The sequence below is a fragment of the Escherichia sp. KTE114 genome (assembly GCF_000407765.1).
In the GTDB taxonomy this organism is placed as follows: domain Bacteria; phylum Pseudomonadota; class Gammaproteobacteria; order Enterobacterales; family Enterobacteriaceae; genus Escherichia; species Escherichia ruysiae.
Genome location: NZ_KE136626.1, coordinates 223,886 through 246,979 on the forward strand (window position 1 = coordinate 223,886; position 23,094 = coordinate 246,979).

At 50.4% G+C, this 23,094-nt stretch carries 15 protein-coding genes; 12 read left to right on the top strand and 3 right to left on the bottom strand.

Annotated features, from left to right (window positions below; genetic code table 11):
* Positions 1-3 precede the first annotated feature (3 nt).
* Positions 4-1,782 carry a sigma-54 interaction domain-containing protein gene (locus WC5_RS19330; protein WP_000424616.1) on the bottom strand — a complete coding sequence of 593 codons (1,779 nt, stop codon included), beginning with the start codon at positions 1,780-1,782 and terminating at the stop codon, positions 4-6.
* A gap of 479 nt (positions 1,783-2,261) precedes the next feature.
* On the opposite strand from WC5_RS19330, the gene ygeW reads away from it, so the two are divergent.
* The 5 genes from ygeW to arcC are packed head-to-tail and all read left to right on the top strand — an operon-like array spanning position 2,262 to position 8,390.
* Positions 2,262-3,449, top strand: coding sequence for a knotted carbamoyltransferase YgeW (gene ygeW / locus WC5_RS19325; protein WP_001360948.1), 1,188 nt, complete (start codon positions 2,262-2,264; stop codon positions 3,447-3,449).
* Between the two features lie 57 nt (positions 3,450-3,506).
* On the top strand, positions 3,507-4,703 hold the full coding sequence (dpaL, locus tag WC5_RS19320; RefSeq protein WP_000110483.1) for a diaminopropionate ammonia-lyase: 1,197 nt from the start codon (positions 3,507-3,509) through the stop codon (positions 4,701-4,703).
* Between the two features lie 57 nt (positions 4,704-4,760).
* Positions 4,761-5,972, top strand: a complete 1,212-nt coding sequence (locus WC5_RS19315; protein WP_001107125.1) for a YgeY family selenium metabolism-linked hydrolase — start codon at positions 4,761-4,763, stop codon at positions 5,970-5,972.
* A gap of 52 nt (positions 5,973-6,024) precedes the next feature.
* Positions 6,025-7,410, top strand: a complete 1,386-nt coding sequence (gene hyuA, locus WC5_RS19310) for a D-phenylhydantoinase (protein ID WP_010349350.1) — start codon at positions 6,025-6,027, stop codon at positions 7,408-7,410.
* 47 nt (positions 7,411-7,457) lie between these two features.
* Positions 7,458-8,390 (top strand): carbamate kinase, encoded by a 933-nt coding sequence (gene arcC, locus WC5_RS19305; RefSeq protein WP_000037980.1) that lies wholly within the window; start codon positions 7,458-7,460, stop codon positions 8,388-8,390.
* 40 nt (positions 8,391-8,430) lie between these two features.
* Here arcC and yqeB read toward each other — a convergent pair whose 3' ends face one another.
* Together yqeB and yqeC are read right to left on the bottom strand one after the other, a co-directional pair.
* Positions 8,431-10,056: a selenium-dependent molybdenum cofactor biosynthesis protein YqeB gene (gene yqeB / locus WC5_RS19300; protein WP_001020363.1), complete on the bottom strand. Its 1,626-nt coding sequence runs from the start codon at positions 10,054-10,056 to the stop codon at positions 8,431-8,433.
* Between the two features lie 47 nt (positions 10,057-10,103).
* Positions 10,104-10,874: a selenium cofactor biosynthesis protein YqeC gene (gene yqeC / locus WC5_RS19295; RefSeq protein WP_000835700.1), complete on the bottom strand. Its 771-nt coding sequence runs from the start codon at positions 10,872-10,874 to the stop codon at positions 10,104-10,106.
* Between the two features lie 104 nt (positions 10,875-10,978).
* Here yqeC and mocA point away from each other — a divergent pair, with 104 nt between their 5' ends.
* The 7 genes from mocA (at position 10,979) to guaD (ending at position 23,073) form a co-directional block, all read left to right on the top strand.
* The gene (mocA, locus tag WC5_RS19290; RefSeq protein ID WP_001272832.1) at positions 10,979-11,557 is read left to right on the top strand and encodes a molybdenum cofactor cytidylyltransferase; all 579 of its coding nucleotides are present in this window, start codon (positions 10,979-10,981) and stop codon (positions 11,555-11,557) included.
* Between the two features lie 322 nt (positions 11,558-11,879).
* A complete protein-coding gene (ygfK, locus tag WC5_RS19285; RefSeq protein WP_000502355.1) occupies positions 11,880-14,978 on the top strand; it encodes a putative selenate reductase subunit YgfK in 3,099 nt (1,032 codons plus the stop codon).
* A gap of 2 nt (positions 14,979-14,980) precedes the next feature.
* Entirely contained in the window at positions 14,981-16,309 is a 1,329-nt protein-coding gene (gene ssnA / locus WC5_RS19280; RefSeq protein WP_000906288.1) for a putative aminohydrolase SsnA, read from the top strand.
* Positions 16,310-16,359: 50 nt separating this feature from the next.
* Positions 16,360-17,139 carry a molybdopterin-dependent oxidoreductase FAD-binding subunit gene (ygfM, locus tag WC5_RS19275; RefSeq protein WP_000572435.1) on the top strand — a complete coding sequence of 260 codons (780 nt, stop codon included), beginning with the start codon at positions 16,360-16,362 and terminating at the stop codon, positions 17,137-17,139.
* Entirely contained in the window at positions 17,136-20,006 is a 2,871-nt protein-coding gene (locus tag WC5_RS19270; RefSeq protein WP_000583584.1) for a molybdopterin-dependent oxidoreductase Mo/Fe-S-binding subunit, read from the top strand. The genes ygfM and WC5_RS19270 overlap by 4 nt, the downstream gene beginning before the upstream one ends.
* Positions 20,007-20,338: 332 nt before the next feature.
* Entirely contained in the window at positions 20,339-21,739 is a 1,401-nt protein-coding gene (gene xanQ / locus WC5_RS19265; protein WP_016231414.1) for a xanthine/proton symporter XanQ, read from the top strand.
* A gap of 17 nt (positions 21,740-21,756) precedes the next feature.
* Positions 21,757-23,073, top strand: a complete 1,317-nt coding sequence (gene guaD / locus WC5_RS19260; protein ID WP_010349348.1) for a guanine deaminase — start codon at positions 21,757-21,759, stop codon at positions 23,071-23,073.
* Positions 23,074-23,094 lie beyond the last annotated feature (21 nt).

A 23,094-nucleotide genomic window follows, 5' to 3' on the forward strand; every position in this document is an offset into this window, starting at 1 on the left:
CGGTTACGCACTTAACAATTCATATTTTTTAATCTTACGATAGAGCGTAGCAATGCCGATTCCCAGTTCATCAGCAACTTGCTTCTTGCTGTTATGACGTGAAAGCGCCTCGCGGATCATCTGTTTTTCCATCTCCTCCAGCGCCGTACCACCAGCATCATCAAGTGCCAAATGTGCTTCGCTGGCTTCTGGGCTCTCACTTTGCTCTGTCACGCCGTTATTTACCAGATTGGGCGGCAGGAGTGTGCTGTCAATGACTTCACCTGAAGGAACAACGTTGACCAGATATTCCATCAAATTGCTTAGCTCTCGCAGGTTTCCAGGCCAATAATGCTTACGCAGCAACTCAACAACATCAGGAGCAATGCCAGGATAAACCGACCCCAGACGACGGGTATGCAGATGTAAAAAGTAATGCACCAACAGTTCAATATCTTCCTGACGTTCACGCAAAGGCGGCAACGTTAACGGAATAACATTCAGGCGATAGAAGAGATCCTCACGAAACTTACCTTCAGCAATAAACTGAGCCAAATTCTGGTTAGTTGCAGAAATGATGCGGATGTCGACCTGTATTGGGCTGCTGGCACCAATCGGCAGAATTTCACGTGCCTCAATAGCTCGTAACAATTTTGCCTGCAACATTAATGGCATATCGCCAATTTCATCGAGAAACAGCGTGCCCGTATTCGCCGCCTGAATCAGCCCTGTTTTGCCGTTGGCAGAAGCACCCGTAAAAGCGCCTTTGACATAACCGAACAGCTCACTTTCCAGAAGCTGCTCCGGGATCGCGGCACAGTTGATAGCAATAAAGGGTTTATTCCGTCTTCCACTCAACTTATGAATTGCACGAGCGACAACTTCTTTACCGGTGCCACTTTCCCCGACCACCATTACGCTGGATGGGCTGGGCGCGATACGGCTAATGAGTCGTTTTAATTGCCGCATAACCCGGCATTCACCCACTAATTGTTCAATATGCGGTTCATCAGAAACGTTCGCCACAGAAAAACTGGTATGTGACTGGTGAAACGCCATCAAAAATAACTGTCGCCCCTGGATGTTATGCAACTGACCAATTATTAATTCACTTTTATCATCCCACGAAACGATATGTTGCATATGTCCATGAGTAAAATTACTCTCAAATGTTAATGGTCTGAAACGAATAGGTTTCCCAACCATATTATTTTGAGCAACACCAAGAGTTTTTAATGCAGTCTGGTTAACAAACTGAATACGATTGTCTTCATCGATAACTAACACTCCCTGATCCATATTATCGATCATGGTAGCGAATATTTTACTTATATTATCTCCTGGCCCCTGATCTTCCAGAAGTTTCGAGACAAAAATAGTAGATATATGGCGAACGTAATCTGAAAATTCGCGTAAATTATCACTGATATGTTCTTGTTGCTCATGAGTAACAGCAATCAAACTTATTACTCCGACACAACGATCCTGCAGAATAACGGGCGTGCCCAGGAATGCCTTTTCACGACAATTTTCTTTACTGTCACAACCTTCACAAAGGGGATCGAAGCGAGACTGTGTCACAACCTTTTCGGTTTTGGTTTCCAGGACATAGCGGAGCAAACGTGAATTGCCACTTAGCTGGCGCCCAAGAAACTTCCCATATGCGCCAGTTCCAGCGACGCGACACAAGTTTTCATCAACGATCTCAACCTCAAGCTGCAAAACGCTGGCTAGCATTCTGGCAAAACGCTGAATTGTTGGTTGAATTTGCATCAATACTGACTGCGTAGTAACAAGCTCCATAGCTTTACCTTCCAGAATCACTTAAAAGTCGATCATTGAAGACGTTGATGGTTCACAGGTCATGATGATATTAACTCAGACAAATATAGCTTTGCTAAAAACATAGGATTTTTATCACTTTCTAATGAAATTATGGAAGTGATATCACATTTCTATATCAATATGAGAATTACGGGACTGCATTTATCAAACTGACGACGATTCTCCTCTCCCTTATATCTTATTTACGATACTTAGCAGCAAATAAATAACGGCAGAAAAAAAGCCAATCGTTTCCGTATATTTTTATGCTCCATAGTGCAATGTTAATTTGTGATCAACCCCACACATTACCTGTCAAATTACTCTTTCGCAGCCGCGTAGATAATTCTGGCACACTTATTGTTAGTCCCTGGTATAGCTGTGAAAACACCAATCACTTTGGCAAGTCACAGTGAAATAAACCACTTTGCCTGTCATTCCACTATCGGGACTTTATGATGAAAACTGTTAATGAGCTGATTAAGGATATCAATTCGCTGACCTCTCACCTTCACGAGAAAGATTTTTTGTTAACGTGGGAACAGACGCCAGATGAACTGAAACAAGTACTGGACGTTGCCGCAGCGTTAAAAGCACTGCGTGCTGAAAACATCTCGACCAAAGTCTTTAATAGTGGATTAGGTATTTCCGTATTCCGCGACAACTCCACCCGTACCCGTTTTTCTTATGCTTCCGCGCTTAACCTGCTCGGTCTGGCACAGCAAGATCTTGATGAAGGTAAATCACAAATCGCTCACGGCGAAACCGTTCGTGAAACCGCTAATATGATCTCCTTCTGCGCCGACGCTATCGGTATTCGTGACGATATGTATCTGGGTGCGGGTAACGCCTATATGCGTGAAGTTGGCGCGGCACTCGACGACGGCTACAAACAGGGCGTGCTGCCGCAGCGCCCGGCTTTAGTTAACCTGCAATGTGATATCGACCACCCGACGCAGTCGATGGCTGACCTGGCATGGTTGCGTGAACACTTTGGTTCGCTGGAAAACCTGAAAGGTAAAAAAATCGCCATGACCTGGGCCTATTCACCAAGCTACGGCAAACCGCTTTCTGTTCCGCAAGGCATCATCGGTCTGATGACCCGCTTCGGTATGGATGTCACCCTGGCCCACCCGGAAGGTTACGACCTGATCCCGGATGTGGTTGAAGTGGCGAAAAACAATGCTAAAGCGTCCGGCGGCAGCTTCCGTCAGGTCACCAGCATGGAAGAAGCGTTCAAAGATGCAGACATTGTTTATCCGAAGTCATGGGCACCTTACAAAGTGATGGAAGAGCGTACTGAACTGCTGCGCGCTAACGATCACGAAGGCTTAAAAGCACTGGAAAAACAGTGTCTGGCGCAGAACGCACAGCACAAAGACTGGCATTGTACTGAAGAGATGATGGAGCTGACCCGTGATGGCGAAGCCCTGTATATGCACTGCCTGCCAGCCGATATCAGCGGCGTATCCTGCAAAGAAGGTGAAGTCACTGAGGGCGTATTCGAAAAATACCGTATCGCGACCTACAAAGAAGCCAGCTGGAAGCCTTATATCATCGCCGCGATGATCCTGTCCCGTAAATACTCCAAACCGGGTGCACTGCTCGAACAACTGCTGAAAGAAGCGCAAGAACGCGTGAAATAACCCCTCGGGCCGATCGACAGATCGGCTCTCTATTTACAGAGGCCAAAAGGATAGGATATGTCCGTTTTCTCATTGAAGATTGATATCGCCGATAACAAATTTTTCAACGGCGAAACATCACCGCTCTTTTCGCAAAGCCAGGCAAAACTGGCGCGCCAGTTCCATCAGAAGATTGCTGGCTATCGCCCAACACCGCTTTGTGCGCTGGACGACCTCGCGAACCTTTTTGGTGTGAAGAAAATTCTCGTTAAGGACGAATCAAAACGATTCGGTCTGAACGCCTTCAAGATGCTCGGCGGTGCGTATGCCATCGCTCAGTTACTGTGCGAAAAATATCATCTTGATATCGAAACACTGTCATTTGAACACCTGAAAAAGGCTATCGGCGAAAAAATGACCTTCGCCACCACCACCGACGGCAACCACGGGCGCGGTGTGGCATGGGCAGCGCAGCAACTCGGACAGAATGCGGTGATTTACATGCCGAAAGGCTCCGCTCAGGAACGCGTTGACGCCATTCTGAATCTCGGTGCCGAGTGCATCGTCACCGATATGAACTATGACGACACCGTTCGCCTGACCATGCAACACGCGCAGCAGCACGGCTGGGAAGTGGTACAAGACACAGCCTGGGAAGGCTACACCAAAATCCCAACCTGGATCATGCAGGGCTATGCCACGCTGGCAGATGAAGCTGTCGAGCAAATGCGTGAAATGGGCGTAACCCCGACGCACGTTCTGCTGCAAGCCGGTGTCGGTGCTATGGCCGGTGGTGTGTTGGGTTATCTGGTCGATGTCTATAGCCCGCAAAATCTGCACAGCATTATTGTTGAACCTGACAAAGCTGACTGTATTTATCGCTCTGGCGTCAAAGGCGATATCGTCAACGTTGGCGGCGATATGGCCACTATTATGGCGGGCCTGGCCTGCGGCGAACCTAACCCGCTGGGCTGGGAAATCCTACGTAACTGCGCCACCCAATTCATCTCCTGCCAGGACAGCGTTGCCGCATTAGGTATGCGCGTGCTGGGTAATCCGTATGGCAACGATCCACGCATCATCTCCGGTGAATCTGGCGCTGTCGGTTTGGGCGTTCTCGCGGCGGTTCATTATCACCCGCAACGTCAAAGCCTGATGGAAAAACTGGCGCTGAACAAAGATGCCGTGGTGCTGGTTATCAGCACTGAAGGCGACACCGACGTGAAGCACTACCGCGAAGTTGTCTGGGAAGGCAAACACTCTGTAGCACCTTAATCACCCTATTGGAACTGCTCCCTGCAAAACGGGGAGTAAAAAAACTGGAGAAAAATAATGGCTAAGAATATTCCATTCAAACTGATTCTTGAAAAAGCAAAGGATTACCAGGCAGACATGACTCGCTTCCTGCGCGACATGGTTGCGATTCCCAGCGAAAGCTGCGACGAAAAACGCGTAGTGCATCGTATTAAAGAAGAGATGGAAAAAGTCGGCTTCGATAAAGTTGAAATCGACCCGATGGGTAACGTTCTCGGTTATATCGGCCACGGCCCGCGTCTGGTGGCAATGGACGCTCATATCGATACCGTCGGCATTGGCAACATCAAAAACTGGGACTTCGATCCGTACGAAGGCATGGAAACTGATGAGCTGATTGGTGGTCGCGGCACTTCCGACCAGGAAGGCGGCATGGCATCTATGGTTTATGCCGGTAAAATCATTAAAGACCTTGGTCTGGAAGATGAATACACCCTGCTGGTCACCGGTACGGTGCAGGAAGAAGACTGCGACGGTCTGTGCTGGCAGTACATTATTGAACAATCCGGCATTCGCCCGGAATTTGTGGTCAGTACTGAACCGACTGATTGCCAGGTATACCGTGGTCAGCGCGGACGTATGGAAATTCGTATAGATGTTCAGGGAGTTAGCTGCCACGGTTCTGCGCCAGAACGCGGTGATAACGCCATTTTCAAAATGGGACCGATTCTTGGCGAATTACAAGAACTCTCCCAGCGTCTGGGCTATGACGAATTCCTCGGCAAAGGCACCCTCACCGTTTCTGAAATTTTCTTTACCTCCCCAAGCCGTTGCGCTGTAGCAGACAGCTGCGCAGTTTCTATTGACCGTCGTCTGACCTGGGGTGAAACCTGGGAAGGCGCGTTGGACGAAATCCGCGCCCTGCCTGCGGTACAGAAAGCCAACGCGGTTGTTTCTATGTACAACTACGACCGTCCTTCCTGGACTGGCCTGGTTTACCCAACCGAATGCTACTTCCCGACCTGGAAAGTGGAAGAAGATCACTTCACTGTTAAAGCCCTGGTGAATGCCTACGAAGGTCTGTTTGGCAAAGCGCCGGTCGTTGATAAGTGGACCTTCTCAACTAACGGCGTATCCATCATGGGTCGTCACGGCATTCCGGTGATCGGCTTTGGCCCAGGTAAAGAACCTGAAGCGCACGCGCCAAACGAAAAAACCTGGAAATCACACCTAGTGACCTGTGCCGCTATGTACGCTGCAATCCCGTTAAGCTGGCTGGCAACCGAATAATTATTCTTAACTTATTCCCCTCCGGTTCGCCGGAGGGTTTTTGGAGTTTGCTATGCGCGTATTGATCAAAAACGGCACTGTCGTTAACGCAGATGGACAAGCCAAACAGGATTTGTTGATTGAAAGCGGGATTGTTCGCCAGTTGGGCACCGATATTTCGCCGCAGCTCCCTTATGAAGAAATTGATGCCACTGGCTGTTACGTTTTCCCTGGCGGCGTCGATGTCCATACACATTTCAATATTGATGTCGGCATTGCGCGCAGTTGTGATGATTTTTTTACCGGTACTCGCGCAGCCGCGTGTGGCGGTACAACAACCATTATTGACCATATGGGATTTGGCCCAAACGGCTGCCGGTTACGCCATCAACTGGAAGTTTATCGTGGCTATGCCGCCCATAAAGCGGTCATCGACTACAGCTTTCACGGTGTAATTCAGCATATTAATCACGCCATCCTCGACGAAATTCCGATGATGGTCGAGGAAGGGCTGAGCAGTTTTAAACTCTATTTAACCTATCAATATAAACTCAACGATGACGAAGTGTTGCAAGCATTACGCCGCTTGCATGAGTCCGGCGCCCTGACCACTGTGCACCCGGAAAATGACGCAGCTATCGCCAGTAAGCGGGCGGAGTTCATCGCCGCCGGGCTAACCGCTCCGCGCTATCACGCATTGAGTCGACCTCTGGAATGCGAAGCAGAAGCTATCGCCCGCATGATTAACCTGGCGCAACTTGCCGGCAACGCCCCACTCTATATCGTCCATCTGTCTAACGGCTTAGGTCTGGATTATCTGCGTCTTGCCCGTGCGAATCACCAGCCAGTCTGGGTTGAAACCTGCCCACAATATCTTCTGCTGGACGAACGCAGTTACGATACAGAAGACGGAATGAAATTTATCCTTAGCCCGCCGCTGCGCAACGTTCGTGAGCAGGACAAGCTGTGGTGCGGCATCAGCGATGGTGCGATTGACGTGGTAGCGACCGATCATTGCACCTTCTCGATGGCTCAACGCCAGCAAATTTCTAAAGGCGATTTCAGTCGCTGCCCAAATGGCTTACCCGGTGTGGAAAATCGTATGCAATTGCTGTTTTCCAGCGGCGTAATGACCGGACGTATCACCCCGGAACGTTTTGTTGAGTTAACCAGTGCGATGCCCGCCAGGCTGTTTGGCCTGTGGCCACAAAAAGGATTGTTAGCGCCCGGTTCCGATGGCGACGTGGTGATTATCGATCCACGCCAGAGCCAACACATTCAACATCGCCATCTCCACGACAATGCCGACTATTCTCCCTGGGAGGGCTTTACCTGTCAGGGCGCGATTGTCAGAACCTTATCCCGTGGTGAAACGATTTTCTGCGACGGAGCCTTTACAGGCAAAGCCGGACGTGGTCGTTTCCTGCGACGCAAACCGTTTGTCCCTCCCGTGCTCTAACCACTGCCAGGGATCTATACACAATCAAGAATGATGAGTGAGGAAAAATGAGTAAGAAAATTGTTCTCGCCCTCGGCGGGAATGCGCTGGGCGACGATCTGGCCGGACAAATGAAAGCGGTAAAAATTACGTCTCAGGCAATTGTTGATTTAATTGCCCAGGGACATGAAGTTATCGTCACTCATGGTAATGGACCGCAGGTAGGCATGATTAACCAGGCATTCGAAGCTGCCGCAAAAACTGAAGCGCACTCGCCGATGCTGCCGATGTCTGTCTGTGTTGCGTTAAGTCAGGGATATATTGGTTACGATCTGCAAAATGCCTTAAGGGAAGAGCTGCTTTCTCGTGGTATTAATAAACCTGTAGCAACGCTGGTTACTCAGGTCGAAGTCGACGCTAACGATCCGGCATTCCTCCACCCGACCAAACCGATCGGATCGTTCTTTACCGAGCAGGAAGCCGAGCAACTGACAAAACAGGGTTACACCCTGAAAGAAGACGCGGGTCGTGGCTATCGTCGTGTAGTAGCCTCACCGAAGCCTGTTGATATTATTGAAAAAGAAACGGTTAAAGCTCTGGTAGATGCAGGCCAGGTGGTGATCACCGTTGGCGGTGGCGGTATTCCTGTGATTCGTGAAGGCAATCATCTGCGCGGTGCCAGCGCGGTTATCGATAAAGACTGGGCCAGCGCCCGTCTGGCAGAAATGATCGATGCCGATATGCTGATCATTCTGACTGCGGTAGAAAAAGTGGCCATTAACTTCGGTAAAGAGAATGAGCAGTGGCTCGACCGCCTGTCATTGGCCGATGCAGAACGCTTTATCGAAGAAGGTCATTTTGCGAAAGGTTCTATGCTGCCGAAAGTGGAAGCTGCCGCCTCGTTTGCTCGCTCTCGCGCAGGTCGCGAAGCACTGATTACCGTGTTGAGCAAAGCGAAAGAAGGGATTGAAGGCAAAACCGGAACGGTGATTTGTCAGTAAGTTAAAGGCCGGATGGGTAATACCATCCGGCCGTTTTCATTTAAGCCACTTCCAGCACTTCTTCTGTCGCTTTAACGCCCTGATGCATCAACATCATTAACGCCTCAAGTACGCCGCCGCCAATCGCCCTGGCTTTATCTGAAACACTGGTAAAATCAGCCGTTTCACCACGAGGGTCAATATCACCAATTTTAAAACCACCGACCACAGCCAGTCCGTCGTTCAACAAGCCACGTACCATCCCCGTCAACGGCGCTTTAATTTCATGCTCGCCAATCCAGGCAATCACATCACCTTCTTCCACCAGATCGCCTAATTTCACCTTGGATCGCATGATGCCCGCCGCCGGAGCACGAATAACTCGTCGGGTGGTGTGCCCCATGATATTACCGGGAACACCTGTATTTTCCTGTGCGCAGCCGGAGTAAATCACCTGACCGAGCCAGTGCCCACGATTCGTTTCAATCACCGCATGACAATCTTTACCTGCGGTAAAGCCCGGCCCAAGCGCGATCGTCACTGGCGCCATATCTGCACGCGTACCCAAATTCTGTTTCGCAAGAATAGCGTCCACAACGCAAAGCGGTTTCAGTTCATCAAGCAGTGAACAGGCAGGATCTACCATCACCGGGATGAATCCGCGTTCGGTAAGTTTCATCGCCTCCGCAGAGCTGGTTGCCAGGCAGGCAGTGACGCCTTCGACCGTCATTTCGCCGTCGAACACGGCTTGGGCAAACGCCACGGTACAACGAATCACCGTTGGCTTTTCCACTTCCAGCATGATCACTTTGAACCCCGCATGATACAGACGCAGCGCCACACCACTGGCGATATCCCCCGCACCGCGAATCACCACCAGTTGGTGTCCGGAAGGATGCGTAGGTTTCATCATCAGCCCACCCGGCGCGTTATTTTTCACCTGTAATATTTCTGCCAGCACGCTGATGGCTATCTCCTGCGGCGTTTCCGCACCAATGTTGTAACCAACCGGCGCATGTAAACGGGCAATATGTTCTTCAGCCACGCCTTTCTCGCGCAACTGACGCAGGAAAAGCTGCACCTTGCGGCGACTTGCCAGCAAACCCAGCCATGCAATAGGCTGCTCAATGAGTTTATCGAGGGCTTCACGATCCTGATTATTCGTGGCAATCAGGACAAAATTATCAGGGCGAATCTCCAGTGCTTCTACTGCCGCGCCAAACGAATCGGCATGGAGAAGCGTAGTTGACGGCGGAAAAAGTTCAGGATTGAGGCTTTCGCGATAAATATCGGCAACGGCGATATCAAACCCTAATAACGCGGCACTCTGGGCTATCGCCCGGTTGACATGCCCCGCGCCGATCAACACCAGACGTGGTCGCATACCATGTACGCTGATAAACACTGACATTGCGCCTCCGCAATCTGACCCGACGGCATCCGCGCCGTTACGAGCCATGCGCCCGTGGAATAATCGCGGCTTACGTTCCTGCAATGCCTGAAGCGACTCTTCAATCACCTTCCGCTCAACCATTCCGCCGCCAATTGTGCCGACGATAGAACCATCGGCACGCACTAACATTTGTGCAGAATGACGGGGTGTAGAACCTCGGCTATCAACAATTTGCGCCATCGCAAACGGACAATTTTGCTCTTCGAGTTTTGCAGCCTCTGTGAAAATATTCATACCAACCTCAATGGATATCCTTTCAGTAACCCGGAATGCCCGAGCTGCTAATTCACAAATCTGCGCGCGATTGCAGGATGTTCTTGTATATCGCCCAGCCAGATTGCCTCTACGTCATGTTGTTGCAGCGGTTTGAGTAGCTCGCTTTGCGCAATCGCATTCTCACATTGAGAAAAACGGTTAATGAACCAGACTCGCCGACAGCCTTGCGGTACGTTTTTAAACGCGCCCTGCGGATGGCGAACCAGCGCAACGAGATCGCTCAGTTGCAAGGTTGCATCTGGTGTTAACCCAGTAATATCAGCAAACTGCGACCAGCGATGGATATTTTCGGTGCCAACTTTAGCGCCCAAAATATGCCCTCCCATCACAGCAATCACGCAGCAACTGCTTTTTGGTATGCAAGGTTCGTGCTCATCCGGCGCTTTTAACGGCATTCCACGCGAGCCATCTGCCTCAATGAGAATTACGTCACATTCTGGTCGTTGCGCCAGTACATCAATGGTATCTGGCGTAAATCCCTGCGCTTTTCCCTGTTTCGCTTTGAAGCGGTGAAAACAAAATGCAATGGGGGATGTGAGAGACGCATGAGGAAGCATGGCGGGATCGCGACAGAAAACCACGGGCCAGTGAGACGTTGGTATAAACATATGTGTCGTCGTCGTGATTAACACGCGCCTGCCACTAGACTGAAGTAACTCTGCCAGCCAAAAAAGCAGACTGGTTTTCCCCCCTGCACCAACAACAGAAATGACTGCCGGAGCGTTCTGCACGCCTAAATCAATGAATAATGCTGATGGGTCAATTATACTTTTCACGAGTCTTCATAGACCTCTCTGGGATAAATTAACCCACAAATTCATTAACCAGGAAGTAACGCAATTTTCAGGCGTTATTAACCGATATAAATAATGGAATCACTATGTCAGCCATCGACTGTATAATTACCGCTGCTGGATTATCATCAAGAATGGGACAATGGAAAATGATGTTACCCTGGCAACAGGAAACAATTCTTGATGCAAGTATCAAAAACGCGTTGCAGTTTTGTAGTCGAATTATTTTAGTTACGGGTTTTCGCGCTAATGAACTGCATCATCGCTACGAGAACACTGACAATATTACTCTTATTTATAATCCAGATTATGAGCAGGGCTTACTGACCTCGGTGAAGGCTGCTGCTCCCGAAGTGCAAACCGAATATTGCTTTATTACTCATGGCGACATGCCGAGCATTAATGCAAATATTTTCAATAAAATCTGGCAGTTACGCAATGGCGGCGCAATACTTCCACTCCACAATGGCATTCCTGGTCATCCCATTTTAATCTCAAAGTCGAGTCTGATGCAGGCTATCCAACGCCCCAACGTGACCAATATGCGTCAGGCATTGCAAATGGGTGAGCATTATTCCGTCGAAATAGAAGATGAAGAAATAATTTTAGATATTGATACCCCCGAGGACTTTATTTATGCGCAAAAGCGGCATACTAAATTTTAGAAAATCAGGTTAAACGATTGCGTTCAAATATTCATTCCACTCAGCGCGTTTTTATCATAATGATAAGGAGTCACTGATTTTGAGAAATGAGAAAAAATGATAAAAGCCCTGACAATAATAACTCTCAGTAGTGATTTTAATTCTCATTTAGCACCTGTGAGATCATTCACAAAAAACCATTAAGTTTCGAGGCGCCTCACATTTTTTTATATTTCAGGACCAACCTGGCAATAGTGGTGCGATTGTTGCTCTGTCTCCTTAAACCACCGGATTTATCAATACCGGTTACTCAATGATATCTGTATAAGCTAAGGAGAGGGTTATGGGGGATATTATGCGTCCCATTCCGTTTGAGGAACTTTTGACGCGCATATTTGATGAATACCAACAACAACGCTCAATCTTTGGTATTCCTGAGCAACAGTTTTACTCACCCGTAAAAGGTAAATCTGTCGGCGTCTTCGGTGAAACCTGTGCCACCCCCGTCGGCCCTGCCGCTGGTCCGCACACGCAACTCGCGCAAAACATCGTCACCTCCTGGCTGACTGGCGGACGCTTCATCGAACTAAAAACCGTCCAGATTCTTGATCGTCTGGAGCTGGAAAAGCCTTGTATCGACGCCGAAGATGAGTGCTTTAACACCGAATGGTCCACCGAATTTACCCTGCTTAAAGCCTGGGATGAATACCTCAAAGCCTGGTTTGCCCTGCATCTTCTCGAAGCGATGTTCCAGCCTTCTGACTCCGGTAAATCGTTTATTTTTAATATGAGCGTCGGTTACAACCTCGAAGGCATTAAGCAGCCGCCGATGCAGCAGTTCATCGACAATATGATGGACGCATCTGACCATCCGAGATTCGCTCAATACCACGATACGCTGAATAAACTCCTCCACGATGACGCATTTTTAGCCCGCCACGGATTGCAGGAAAAACGTGAAAGCTTGCAGGCCTTGCCAGCCCGTATCCCCACCAGCATGGTACAAGGCGTTACCCTCTCCACCATGCACGGCTGCCCTCCGCATGAAATCGAAGCCATTTGCCGCTACATGCTGGAAGAAAAAGAGCTGAACACCTTTGTGAAACTCAACCCGACCTTACTTGGGTACGCGCGTGTTCGTGAGATTCTTGATGGATGTGGATTCGATTACATCGGCTTAAAAGAAGAGTCATTTGATCACGACCTCAAGCTGACGCAGGCGCTGGAAATGCTGGAACGCCTGATGGCGCTGGCAAAAGAAAAATCACTCGGCTTTGGCGTCAAACTGACTAACACTCTCGGCACCATCAATAACAAAGGCGCACTGCCCGGTGAAGAGATGTATATGTCCGGCCGTGCGCTGTTCCCGCTCTCTATCAATGTCGCAGCAGTTCTGTCCCGCGCCTTTGACGGCAAACTGCCAATTTCTTATTCCGGTGGTGCCAGCCAGCTGACTATCCGCGATATTTTCGATACTGGCATTCGCCCAATCACCATGGCAACCGATTTGCTGAAACCAGGCGGCTATCTGCGTTTAAGTGCCTGTATGCGCGAGCTGGAAGGCTCCGACGCCTGGGGACTTGACCACGTTGACGTGGAACGACTGAGCAAGCTGGCCGCAGATGCGCTGACCATGGAATACACCCAGAAACACTGGAAGCCAGAAGAGCGGATAGAAGTGGCAGAAGACCTGCCGCTGACCGACTGCTACGTTGCCCCCTGTGTCACTGCCTGCGCCATCAAACAGGATATTCCGGAATACATTCGACTGTTGGGCGAACATCGTTATGCCGACGCGCTGGAACTCATCTACCAACGTAATGCCCTGCCCGCCATTACTGGTCACATTTGCGATCACCAGTGCCAGTACAACTGTACCCGCCTGGATTACGACAGTGCGCTGAATATCCGCGAACTGAAAAAAGTCGCCCTGGAAAAAGGCTGGGATGAATACAAACAACGCTGGCACAAACCAGCGGGTTCCGGTTCTCGCCATCCGGTTGCCGTTATTGGCGCGGGTCCTGCGGGTCTGGCTGCAGGTTACTTCCTTGCCAGAGCGGGGCATCCGGTCACACTGTTTGAACGCGAAGCTAACGCCGGCGGCGTGGTGAAAAATATCATTCCCCAATTCCGTATTCCTGCTGAGTTGATTCAGCACGATATCAATTTTGTTGCCGATCACGGCGTGAAATTTGAGTATGACTGCTCACCGGATCTGACCGTCGAACAGTTAAAAAATCAGGGTTTCCACTATGTTCTGATTGCCACCGGCACCGATAAAAACAGCGGTGTGAAACTGGCTGGCGACAACCAGAATGTCTGGAAATCCCTCCCCTTCCTGCGTGAGTACAACAAAGGAACGGCGCTCAAGCTGGGCAAACATGTGGTGATTGTCGGTGCGGGTAACACCGCAATGGACTGCGCCCGCGCGGCATTACGCGTGCCGGGCGTAGAAAAAGCGACTGTCGTTTACCGTCGTTCACTGCAAGAGATGCCAGCATGGCGCGAAGAGTATGAAGAAGCACTACACGATGGCGTAGAGTTCCGTTTCCTCAATAACCCAGAACGTTTTGATGCGGATGGCACCTTAACGTTGCGCGTCATGTCGCTTGGCGAACCTGATGAGAAAGGTCGCCGCCGTCCGGTTGAAACCAGCGAAACGGTAACGCTGCACGTAGACAGCCTGATCACCGCCATTGGCGAACAGCAGGATACTGAAGCCCTGAATGCGATGGGCGTGCCGCTGGACAAAAACGGCTGGCCTGATGTCGACCATAACGGTGAGACCCGCCTGACTGACGTCTTTATGATCGGTGACGTACAGCGCGGACCGTCCTCTATCGTTGCCGCAGTTGGCACCGCTCGTCGGGCTACCGATGCCATCCTTAGTCGGGAAAATATTCGCTCCCACCAGAACGATAAACACTGGAACAACGTCAACCCGGCGGAAATCTACCAACGTAAAGGTGATATCTCTGTCACCCTGGTGAACAGCGACGATCGCGACGCGTTTGTCGCCCAGGAAGCCGCTCGCTGCCTTGAATGTAACTACGTTTGCAGCAAGTGTGTAGATGTCTGCCCGAACCGCGCCAACGTCTCAATTGCCGTCCCTGGCTTCCAGAACCGTTTCCAGACGCTGCACCTTGACGCTTACTGCAACGAATGCGGCAACTGCGCCCAGTTCTGCCCGTGGAACGGTAAACCGTACAAAGACAAAATCACCGTCTTTAGTCTGTCGCAAGACTTTGATAACAGCAGCAATCCAGGCTTCCTGGTGGAAGATGAGCGTGTACGTGTCCGTCTGAATAACCAGAGTTGGGTGTTGAACATCAATAGCGAAGGTCAGTTCGACAACGTACCGCCAGAGCTGAACGACATGTGCCGCATTATCAGCCATGTCCACCAGCATCATCATTATCTGCTGGGCCGCGTGGAGGTGTAATCATGTTGATTCTGAAGAATGTCACCGCAGTGCAGTTACACCCGGCAAAAGTGCAGGAAGGCGTCGATATCGCCATCGAAAATGATGTGATTGTCGCGATCGGCGATGCTCTGACGCAGCGTTATCCTGACGCCAGCTACAAAGAGATGCATGGCCGGATTGTGATGCCTGGGATTGTCTGCTCGCACAACCATTTTTACTCGGGACTTTCGCGCGGAATTATGGCGAACATCGCCCCCTGCCCGGATTTCATCTCAACGCTGAAAAACCTGTGGTGGCGGCTCGATCGTGCCCTTGATGAAGAGTCGCTCTATTACAGCGGGCTGATTTGTTCACTCGAAGCAATCAAGAGCGGATGCACGTCGGTTATCGATCACCATGCTTCCCCGGCTTATATCGGCGGGTCACTCTCGACGCTGCGCAACGCATTTTTAAAAGTTGGCCTGCGTGCGATGACCTGTTTTGAAACCACTGACCGTAACAACGGCATCAAAGAATTGCAGGAAGGGGTAGAAGAAAACATCCGCTTCGCCCGTCAGATTGACGACGCGAAGAAAGCGGCTACCGAGCCATATCTGGTCGAAGCGCATATTGGTGCTCACGCGCCGTTTACTGTGCCGGATGCCGGTCTGGAAATGCTGCGCGAAGCCGTAAAAGCCACCGGGCGTGGTTTACACATTCACGCTGCTGAAGATCTTTACGACGTTTCTCACAGTCACCACTGGTACGGCAAAGATCTGCTGGCACGGCTGGCGCAATTCGATCTTATCGATAGCAAAACGCTGGTCGCCCACGGCCTGTATCTGTCGAAAGAGGATATCGCCCTGCTTAATCAGCGTGACGCGTTCCTGGTACATAACGCCCGCTCCAACATGAATAACCATGTTGGTTACAACCATCATCTTAGCGATATCCGCAATCTGGCGCTGGGAACCGACGGCATCGGTTCAGACATGTTTGAAGAGATGAAATTCGCCTTCTTTAAACATCGTGACGCTGGTGGTCCGCTGTGGCCTGACAGTTTTGCCAAAGCCCTGACTAACGGCAACGAACTAATGAGTCGCAACTTTGGTGCGAAATTCGGCCTGCTGGAAGCCGGTTATAAAGCCGATTTAACCATTTGCGATTACAACTCGCCAACGCCGTTGCTGGCGGACAATATCGCCGGTCATATCGCTTTCGGCATGGGTTCAGGCAGCGTTCACAGCGTGATGGTCAACGGTGTGATGGTCTATGAAGACCGTCAGTTTAACTTCGATTGCGATTCCATTTATGCGCAAGCCAGAAAAGCCGCTGCCAGTATGTGGCGTCGGATGGATGCGCTGGCATAAATGACAAATACCCTCTTCCCGTAGGGAAGAGGGTTAAATAAGGAAAGAAGATGATTGAACAATTTTTCAGGCCCGACTCTGTCGAACAGGCGCTGGAACTGAAGCGCCGCTACCAGGATGAAGCCGTCTGGTTCGCCGAGGGCAGCAAACTCAACGCCACACCAACCCGTACCGATAAAAAGATTGCCATTTCCTTACAGGATCTGGAACTGGACTGGGTTGACTGGGATAACGGTGCACTGCGGATTGGCGCAATGTCTCGCTTGCAGCCACTGCGTGATGCGCGATTTATTCCTGCAGCACTGCGTGAAGCCCTCGGTTTTGTTTACTCACGCCATGTTCGTAATCAGTCGACCATTGGTGGTGAAATCGCCGCCCGGCAGGAAGAGTCGGTGCTGCTTCCCGTCCTGCTGGCACTGGATGCTGAACTGGTTTTTGGCAACGGCGAAACGCTGTCAATCGAGGACTACCTGGCCTGTCCATGCGATCGTCTGCTGACGGAAATCATCATTAAAGATCCGTATCGCACCTGCGCGACTCGCAAAATTAGCCGTTCCCAGGCTGGGTTAACGGTGGTGACTGCGGCCGTTGCGTTAACCGACCACGACGGTATGCGAATTGCGCTGGATGGCGTCGCCAGTAAAGCCCTGCGTCTGCACGATGTTGAAAAACAAAATCTGGAAGGCAATGCACTTGAACAGGCTGTCGCCAACGCCATTTTCCCGCAGGAAGATTTGCGGGGCAGCGTGGCCTATAAACGCTATATCACGGGAGTTCTGGTAGCCGACCTGTATGCCGACTGCCAACAGGCTGGGGAGGAAGCCGTATGATTATCCACTTTACTTTAAATGGCGCGCCCCAGGCGCTAACCGTTAATCCTGGCGAAAACGTGCAAAAGCTGTTGTTTCACATGGGAATGCACTCTGTACGCAACAGTGATGATGGTTTCGGTTTTGCCGGTTCTGACGCAATTATCTTTAACGGTAATATCGTCAACGCATCCCTGCTTATTGCCGCACAGTTAGAAAAAGCAGACATTCGTACCGCAGAATCACTGGGCAAATGGAACGAGTTAAGTCTGGTTCAGCAGGCAATGGTTGATGTCGGCGTGGTGCAGTCCGGTTATAACGATCCGGCTGCGGCTCTGATTATTACCGATCTTCTTGATCGCATCGCTGCACCTACCCGCGAAGAGATCGACGACGCGCTTTCTGGTCTGTTCAGCCGCGATGCTGGCTGGCAGCAATACTACCAGGTCGTTGAACTGGCGGTTGCGCGTAAAAATAACCCACAAGCCACGATTGATATCGCCCCGACTTTCCGCGACGACCTTGAAGTCATTGGTAAGCACTATCCTAAAACTGATGCCGCGAAAATGGTGCAGGCGAAACCCTGCTATGTTGAAGACCGCGTAACGGCTGACGCCTGCGTCATTAAAATGTTACGTAGCCCACACGCTCACGCACTGATTACCCATCTGGATGTCAGCAAAGCCGAAGCATTACCGGGCGTCGTTCACGTTATTACTCACCTGAATTGCCCGGACATCTATTACACCCCTGGTGGTCAGAGCGCGCCGGAACCGTCACCACTTGACCGCCGCATGTTCGGCAAGAAAATGCGTCACGTCGGCGATCGCGTTGCTGCGGTCGTTGCTGAAAGTGAAGAAATTGCGCTCGAAGCACTGAAGCTCATTGACGTTGAATATGAAGTGCTTAAACCGGTAATGTCGATCGACGAAGCAATGGCGGAGGATGCACCTGTCGTGCACGATGAACCGGTGGTGTATGTCGCTGGTGCGCCAGATACTCTGGAAGATGACAACAGTCATGCAGCCCAGCGCGGCGAGCATATGATCATTAACTTCCCTATCGGTTCTCGCCCACGCAAAAATATCGCCGCCAGTATTCATGGACATATTGGCGATATGGATAAAGGCTTCGCCGATGCCGATGTGATCATTGAGCGAACCTATAACTCAACTCAGGCGCAGCAATGCCCGACTGAAACACATATCTGCTTTACCCGGATGGATGGCGATCGGCTGGTTATTCACGCCTCCACTCAAGTACCGTGGCACTTACGCCGCCAGGTTGCGCGCCTTGTAGGTATGAAACAACATAAAGTTCATGTCATTAAAGAACGCGTAGGTGGCGGTTTCGGCTCTAAACAAGACATTCTGCTGGAAGAAGTGTGCGCCTGGGCAACCTGCGTGACCGGGCGCCCGGTGCTGTTTCGCTACACCCGTGAAGAAGAGTTTATTGCCAACACCTCTCGTCACGTCGCGAAAGTCACTGTCAAACTGGGGGCGAAAAAAGATGGTCGCCTGACGGCAGTGAAGATGGATTTCCGTGCTAACACGGGGCCTTACGGCAACCATTCACTCACCGTACCCTGTAACGGACCGGCGCTGTCGCTGCCGTTATATCCGTGCGATAACGTCGATTTCCAGGTCACCACCTACTACAGCAACATTTGTCCAAATGGTGCTTATCAGGGTTATGGCGCACCGAAAGGTAACTTCGCGATCACCATGGCATTAGCGGAACTGGCTGAACAGTTGCAGATCGACCAACTGGAAATTATCGAACGAAACCGGGTACACGAAGGACAAGAGCTGAAAATCCTCGGTGCAATCGGTGAAGGTAAAGCACCGACATCCGTTCCATCTGCCGCCAGCTGCGCGCTGGAAGAGATCCTGCGTCAGGGTCGCGAGATGATTCAATGGTCTTCACCGAAACCGCAAAATGGTGACTGGCGCATCGGTCGTGGCGTTGCCATTATCATGCAGAAATCGGGGATCCCGGATATCGATCAAGCTAACTGCATGATCAAACTGGAATCGGACGGTACCTTTATCGTTCATTCTGGCGGTGCGGATATTGGTACTGGTCTGGATACTGTGGTGACCAAACTGGCAGCAGAAGTGCTGCACTGCCCACCGCAGGACGTGCATGTTATCTCCGGTGATACCGATCATGCCTTGTTTGATAAAGGCGCATATGCCTCGTCCGGTACTTGCTTCTCGGGCAACGCGGCGCGTTTAGCAGCGGAAAATCTGCGGGAGAAAATTCTGTTCCACGGCGCGCAAATGTTGGGTGAGCCACTGGAAGATGTTCAACTGGCAACGCCGGGCGTCGTGCGCGGTAAGAAAGGCGAAGTGAGTTTCGGGGATATTGCCCATAAAGGCGAAACCGGTACTGGCTTTGGTTCACTGGTGGGAACAGCCAGTTATATCACGCCTGATTTCGCCTTCCCGTATGGTGCAAACTTTGCTGAAGTTGCCGTCAACACGCGTACCGGTGAAATCCGCCTGGACAAATTCTACGCCCTGCTGGATTGCGGTACGCCGGTCAATCCGGAGTTAGCGTTGGGACAAATCTACGGCGCTACCCTGCGTGCTATCGGACACAGTATGAGCGAAGAAATCATTTATGACACCGAAGGTCACCCGTTAACCCGCGATTTACGCAGTTACGGCGCACCGAAAATTGGTGACATCCCACGTGATTTCCGTGCCGTACTGGTGCCGAGCGACGATAAAGTCGGCCCGTTCGGGGCGAAGTCCATCTCGGAAATTGGCGTAAATGGCGCAGCACCAGCAATAGCTACCGCAATTCACGATGCCTGCGGCATCTGGTTACGCGAATGGCATTTCACTCCGGAGAAAATACTCACCGCGCTGGAAAAAATATAAGTAATAAATGGCCGCTTCGGCGGCCTGGATTGCTGACAAACGCGAAATGGCCTGATGCGCTGCGCTTATCAGACCTACATGTCGACTGCAATATATTGAGTTAGCATGATTTGGCAGGCGGATAAGGCGTTCACGCCGCTTCCGGCATGAACAAAGCGCGATTTATCAACAATCTGTTACCGCTTCTGCGGCCTGTTTCTCTGTTTGAACGATGACTAAATAGTAACTGCGAAAATGAGATAAGCCGTTCTCAAGGCGTCCTGCGCCCCAAATTCGTGGGTATTTATTTTACTGATTCAGATGATCAAATTTACTTTAAAAGGAGTGAAGGGATGTCTGATATAAACCATGCAGGTTCCGACCTTATATTTGAACTGGAGGATCGCCCTCCCTTTCATCAGGCTATTGTTGGCGCAATTACCCATCTGTTGGCAATTTTCGTTCCGATGGTGACTCCCGCATTAATTGTGGGTGCGGCCTTACAACTTTCCGCAGAAACGACCGCCTATCTGGTTTCAATGGCGATGATCGCCTCCGGCATTGGAACATGGTTACAGGTAAACCGTTATGGCATCGTGGGTTCCGGTTTACTCTCCATTCAGTCAGTCAATTTTTCATTTGTTACCATCATGATTGCGCTGGGCAGCAGCATGAAAAGCGATGGTTTCCACGAAGAATTAATCATGTCGTCGCTGCTTGGCGTTTCCTTCGTCGGCGCATTTCTGGTTGTCGGTTCTTCTTTTATCCTGCCTTATCTACGTCGGGTTATCACCCCCACCGTCAGCGGCATTGTGGTGCTGATGATCGGCTTAAGCCTGATTAAAGTCGGCATTATCGATTTTGGCGGTGGATTTGCAGCCAAAAGCAGCGGTACGTTCGGCAATTACGAACATCTCGGCGTTGGTTTATTGGTTTTGATTGTGGTGATCGGCTTTAACTGCTGCCGTAGTCCGTTGCTACGCATGGGCGGGATCGCCATCGGGCTTTGCGTCGGCTATATCGCGTCGTTATGTCTTGGCATGGTGGATTTCAGCAGTATGCGCAACCTGCCGTTAATCACTATCCCACATCCGTTCAAATACGGATTTAGTTTCAGCTTCCATCAGTTCCTGGTGGTCGGCACTATTTATCTGCTTAGCGTGCTGGAGGCAGTAGGCGATATCACCGCCACGGCAATGGTTTCCCGCCGTCCTATTCAGGGTGATGAATATCAGTCCCGACTGAAAGGTGGCGTGCTGGCAGATGGTCTGGTCTCTGTTATCGCCTCCGCTGTCGGTTCATTACCGCTAACCACGTTTGCGCAAAATAATGGGGTTATTCAGATGACTGGCGTCGCTTCACGTTATGTCGGGCGAACCATCGCGGTTATGTTGGTTATCCTCGGGTTATTTCCGATGATCGGCGGCTTCTTCACCACTATCCCCTCGGCAGTTCTGGGGGGCGCAATGACGTTAATGTTTTCCATGATTGCCATTGCCGGTATCCGCATCATTATCACCAATGGCTTAAAACGCCGTGAAACACTTATCGTCGCCACCTCATTAGGTTTAGGTCTTGGTGTTTCCTACGATCCCGAAATTTTTAAAATATTGCCTGCCTCTATTTATGTATTAGTTGAAAACCCTATTTGTGCAGGCGGGTTAACTGCGATTTTATTAAATATTATTCTCCCTGGTGGCTACCGACAGGAAAACGTTCTGCCTGGTATTACCTCAGCGGAAGAGATGGATTAAAAGTAAAGGAGTCAATGATGTCAGGAGAACACACGTTAAAAGCAGTACGAGGCAGTTTTATTGATGTCACCCGTACAGTCGATAACCCGGAAGAGATCGCCTCTGCGCTGCGGTTTATTGAGGATGGTTTACTACTCATTAAACAAGGGAAAGTGGAGTGGTTTGGCAAATGGGAGGACGGAAAGCATCAAATTCCTGACACCATTCGCGTTCGCGACTATCGCGGCAAACTGATAGTTCCGGGCTTTGTCGATACACATATCCATTATCCGCAAAGTGAAATGGTCGGTGCCTATGGCGAGCAGTTGCTGGAATGGCTGAATAAACACACCTTCCCCACAGAGCGTCGTTATGAAGATTTAGAATATGCCCGCGAAATGTCTGCATTTTTCATCAAACAGTTATTGCGCAACGGCACAACCACGGCGCTAGTGTTTGGGACTGTTCATCCGCAATCCGTTGATGCGCTGTTTGAAGCCGCCAGTCATATCAATATGCGCATGATTGCCGGCAAGGTGATGATGGATCGCAATGCGCCGGATTATCTGCTCGATACCGCAGAAAGCAGCTATCACCAAAGCAAAGAACTGATCAAACGCTGGCACAAAAATGGACGTCTGTTATACGCCATTACGCCGCGCTTCGCACCGACTTCATCTCCCGAACAGATGGCAATGGCGCAACGCCTGAAAGAAGAGTTTCCCGATACGTGGATACATACCCATCTGTGTGAAAACAAAGATGAAATTGCCTGGGTGAAAGAGCTTTATCCTGAACATGATGGTTATCTGGATGTTTATCACCAGTATGGCCTGACAGGTAAAAACTGCGTCTTTGCTCACTGCGTCCATCTGGAAGAAAAAGAGTGGGATCGTCTCAGCGAGACTAAATCCAGCATCGCGTTTTGTCCAACCTCCAACCTTTATCTCGGCAGCGGCTTATTCAACCTGAAAAAAGCATGGAATAAGAAAGTCAAAGTTGGCATGGGGACTGACATTGGCGCAGGAACCACCTTCAACATGCTGCAAACACTGAACGAAGCCTACAAAGTATTGCAGCTACAGGGCTATCGTCTCTCAGCATATGAAGCATTTTATCTTGCCACGCTCGGTGGCGCGAAATCTCTGGGGCTTGACGATCTGATCGGCAACTTTATACCAGGCAAAGAGGCTGATTTCGTGGTGATGGAACCTACCGCCACACCGCTGCAGCAACTGCGCTATGACAACTCTGTTTCTTTAGTCGACAAATTGTTCGTGATGATGACGTTGGGCGATGACCGTTCTATCTACCGCACCTACGTTGATGGTCGTCTGGTGTACGAACGTAACTAATAATAAACCTCGTGAGGACAT